The 4,278-nt window shown below is 62.5% G+C and carries 3 protein-coding genes; all 3 read left to right on the forward strand.

Annotation, left to right across the window (positions count from 1 at the left end):
* Positions 1-440 precede the first annotated feature (440 nt).
* Positions 441-827, forward strand: a complete 387-nt coding sequence (locus tag BP858_RS01265; RefSeq protein WP_074175583.1) for a rubredoxin — start codon at positions 441-443, stop codon at positions 825-827.
* Positions 828-1,197: 370 nt separating this feature from the next.
* Positions 1,198-3,012 (forward strand): DNA helicase RecQ, encoded by a 1,815-nt coding sequence (gene recQ, locus BP858_RS01270; RefSeq protein ID WP_286878617.1) that lies wholly within the window; start codon positions 1,198-1,200, stop codon positions 3,010-3,012.
* An 86-nt stretch (positions 3,013-3,098) separates the two neighbouring features.
* Positions 3,099-4,064: an endonuclease/exonuclease/phosphatase family protein gene (locus BP858_RS01275; protein ID WP_014867951.1), complete on the forward strand. Its 966-nt coding sequence runs from the start codon at positions 3,099-3,101 to the stop codon at positions 4,062-4,064.
* Positions 4,065-4,278 lie beyond the last annotated feature (214 nt).

The following is a 4,278-nucleotide window of genomic DNA, read 5'->3' on the forward strand; positions in this document are numbered from 1 at the left end:
GGGGGAGGGGGGGGGGGGGGCCCGCCCCCCCCCCCCGTCGGCCCCACCCCCGGGGCGATTCCCACCACGGTCCACAGCATGGGGTGAAGCGGGGGAATGGGGTGTTTTCATGCGTACAGCCGCTCGCTCTGCCCCATGAATTCTCCCACGTGGCTTTCCGCGTGAGTCTTCAGTACAGGGAGGGGATACTGCCTCACGCGCTCTCGCGAGGAAGTTCGCGAAGCCTTTACCTTAGGATTGTTACGCCCTCCTTCGCACACTTCAGTGTGAGGTGATGATCGCTCACCCTGCATCAGGACCCGCACGATACGGTGAAATGCTCCAGTAGTCCCCTCCCGGCATGCCTGCTCCGGTGAGGGCAGCGGGGCGCCGTCACCGGCCACCGCACCGGATCACGGGAAACCTTATCAGGTGTGAATCCCCGTGTGAGCCTGATCCCTATGGAGAAAGTGAAACGATACCGGTGCAAGTACTGTAACTACATCTACTCGCCGTTGCGGGGCGAGCCTCACCGCGGCATCCCGGCAGGGACTGCATTTGAGGATCTGCCTGAGGACTACATATGCCCGGTCTGTGGTGCGACCGGCAAAGGGCCGATCGGGGCGTGGGGGTTTGAGCCCTGGGAGCCGACAAGATATGTCTGCAAGATATGCAGCTACGTGTACGACAAAAAGCGCGGTGAGCCGCTCCGGGGCTACCCGAAGGGCACAGCATTCGAAGACCTGCCTGAGGACTACACCTGCCCGGTCTGCGGCCTGGACCCGAAGATCACGAGTTTTTACGGGCCGGTCGGCAAGGCACAGTTTGAGCCTATCCTGGATGTCTGATTGGGAGGGGGCGAGCCTCTCCCGGTCCTGCAGAACCCGGCTTTGGGGCAGTGGGCCATGCGGATTTCCATGAAAACGTCCCTGGGTCCAGGCTCTATTCGCGCCCAGGACACGGCTTTCCTTCGGGGATGGGGAGATCCCCGCCCCCAGGGGTGGGGGCAGTGCCCGGGCGTACACCCGGTGGAAAACCGTGTCAGCGCTTTTAGCGCTGGATATTGCTCACTTCTTTGCGAACGTCCATCAGAATGCTTTGAACCATATGGATATCCGGTCGCAGGGTGCTGTTGGGGTGTGCTCCCGGTCAAAACAGTCAACGCTATACCGGCCCCCGTCCAACGGTAATGACACTATTACCCGGTCGCGTGACGCAATGGAGAGCAAGCACAGCATTCTTGAGAAACACTTTGGCTACACGTCGTTCCTCCCCCACCAGGAAGAGATCATCGATGCTGTGCTCGCCCAAAGGGACGTCCTCGCCGTCATGGCGACCGGGGGCGGCAAATCCCTCTGCTACCAGCTCCCGGCGCTCGTCTTCGGGGGGCTCACGGTCGTCGTCTCACCGCTCATCGCCCTTATGAAAGACCAGGTCGACGGTCTGCGGGCGAACGGCATCCCTGCGGCGACGATCAACAGTTCGCTCGGGTACGGGGAGCGGCGGATCATCGAGCGGGTGATCCTCGAAGGCCGCATCAGGGTCCTCTATGTCTCTCCTGAACGTGCCGTGCAGCCGTTCTTCCTCTCGCTCCTCAAGAAGGCCGACGTCAGGCTCATCGCCATCGACGAGGCGCACTGCATATCGATGTGGGGCCATAACTTCCGGCCCGAGTACCGCCGGCTCCGGGTGCTCAAAGAACGGTTCCCGGCAGTCCCGGTCATCGCCCTGACCGCGACCGCCATCCCCGCCGTCCAGGACGACATCGCAAAGCAGCTCGCCCTGAAAAACCCTGCCCGGTTCGTCGGGAGTTTCAACCGGACGAACCTCACCTACCGGGTGGTGTCGAAGACCCGCTACTTCCCGAGGCTTGTGAGGTATCTCAACGAGCACCGGGACGATGCCGGTATCATTTACTGCTTCTCCCAGAAAGCGACGGAAGACCTCGCTGAGAAACTCCGGGGCAAGGGTTTCTCGGCGCTCCCCTACCACGCCGGCCTCCCTGATGCCGTTCGCGAGGAGCACCAGGAGGCCTTCTCCCACGGCGACGTCGATATCATCTGCGCCACCGTCGCCTTCGGTATGGGCATCGACAAGCCCGATGTCCGGTTCGTCATCCACACCGACCTCCCAAAGGACCTCGAGTCCTACTACCAGGAGACCGGCCGTGCGGGGAGAGACGGGGATCCGGCAGACTGTATTCTCTTCTACAGCCGGGGCGACTACAACACGATCCGCTACCTCATCGAGAAGGAGTGCGCCGACGTTGTGCGGAAGGATGCGGCCTACCGAAAGGCGGGAGCGATGCTCGACTACTGCGAGACCACCGGGTGCCGGAGGAAGTTCCTGCTCACCTACTTCGGTGAGGCCTACCCTGAGGAGCGGTGCGGAGGGTGCGACCGGTGCGAGACGCCGGTGAAGGTCTTTGACGGGACCCGTGTGGCATCGACGATCATCGCCTGCATCAGCGAGGTCGGGGAGCGGTTCGGGGCGTCCTATGTCGCTGATGTGCTGGTAGGGTCGAAGAGCGCGAGGGTTCGCGAGAACGGGCACGACGCCCTCCCTGCCTACAACTCAGGTGAGGGCTACACCCGCGATCAGTGGCTGCGCTTTGTCCAGGAGATGGTCAGGAAGGGGTTCATCACCTCGACCGGCGGCCGGTACCCGGTCCTCGTGCTGAACGACCGGAGCAGGGCGGTGGTCGAGGGCAGTCTCCCGGTGCCGCTCACCGAACCGGAACCGGCGGGCGTCGTCGCGGCAGAAACTGCTGACGACTATGACGAGGTCCTCTTCGCGCGGCTCCGCCAGCTCCGGAAGGTCGTTGCCGACCTCGAGCACGTGCCGCCGTTCGTCGTCTTCCACGACCGGAGCCTCAAAGAGATGGCGAAGTACTACCCGCGCACCGGTGTTGCGTTCCTCCAGGTCTACGGCGTCAGCGAGGGGAAACTGCAGCGCTATGGCAGGATGTTCCTTGACGCCATCGACAAACACTGCGCTGAAGCGGGAATCGCGCCGGAGCGCCGCCGCGGGTAATGTGGTTCTGCGTAAAGCGCCACCGGTTCGATCTCAACTCGATGTCTTAATGAGTGCAGAGTGCGTATGCGAATATACCAGGCACCATGCGGCTCATATCATGGAACGTAGATCTCTTCCGCTCCGGTCCAAAGAGCGTGGAGAAGAAGGTCGAAGCGGTCTGCCAGCACTCCCCTGATATCGTCGCCTTCCAGGAGGTGACGGACCGGGATCTGCCGCTCTTCCGCGAAGAACTGGAGAATTACGGGCTGCTCTACATTGTAGACAGCCTTGCGCTGGTTGAGATCGCCCGGGTGGCCTATATGGCCGAGCGGTTGAACGATCTCAGGGCGCGAAACCCGAGTGACCCGTTCCAGTTCGCATACAGCATCTCCCGGCTCTCCGAGCAGTGCTCACCGTTTGGGGAGCCGAAGGATCTTGGGTGCCTGATAGCGAGCAGGTACCCGCTCACCCCACTCAATCCGCTCGATTTTGACGTCCCGTGGAAACAGCAGGTGGTCTCTGCCGTCGTCAGTGCGCCCCGGGGTGAGATCGAGGTCCACAACGTCCATGTTCCCACGGCGATAGGCGGCCGGAGAAACGAGATCGTCAAGGCCGAGACACTGGTCGGGATCTACCAGCGCCTTGCCGTCAGGTCGGCAAGACCGCGGATCCTCTGCGGTGACCTCCACAGCCCTGAGGCGGAGCTCCCCGACGGGACGATCGTCCCCTTTTACCGCGACATCCTCCAGGACGGACCCCTCACTGCAGCCTCCGGAAGCGAGGAGTACCTCGGGCGGCCGCGAAAGTGGTGGTACAACGCCGAGATGAACGTCCTCTGCGGCCTTGCGAGATACGACCTCCCCGACGTCTTCCGGAGGCTGCACGGTTACCGGGCCCGGGAGTACAGCTGGTGCCCCGACCGCGGACCTGAGGATGTCCCGAAGTGTAAGCGCTACGATCACATCTTCGCGTCTGCGAGCCTCAACCCGACGGCGTGTTGGTACCTGCACGACCTGCGGGGGCAGGGGTTGAGCGATCACTCCGGTGTCCTGATGGATTTTGACCCGTGATCTGGGGTTGTCTCTCGTGGTGCGGGCTCCCGGGATACATTCTATGAAACTCTCCCGCACGGCTTTCCGCGCAAGACCGGCGATCACGCCAACGCACCCTCAAGGTAAGATGAAATAGCCCAGTAGTGGACTATTTCAGCTAACATTTCCCATGGAAAACCGCCCCGATTTGGCGACTGGGAGGCTCTTCAGGTCCGGCTTGTGCGGGGAGGGG

Origin of the sequence: Methanoculleus sp. UBA413, assembly GCF_002502935.1 — an archaeon.
GTDB lineage: Archaea > Halobacteriota > Methanomicrobia > Methanomicrobiales > Methanoculleaceae > Methanoculleus > Methanoculleus bourgensis.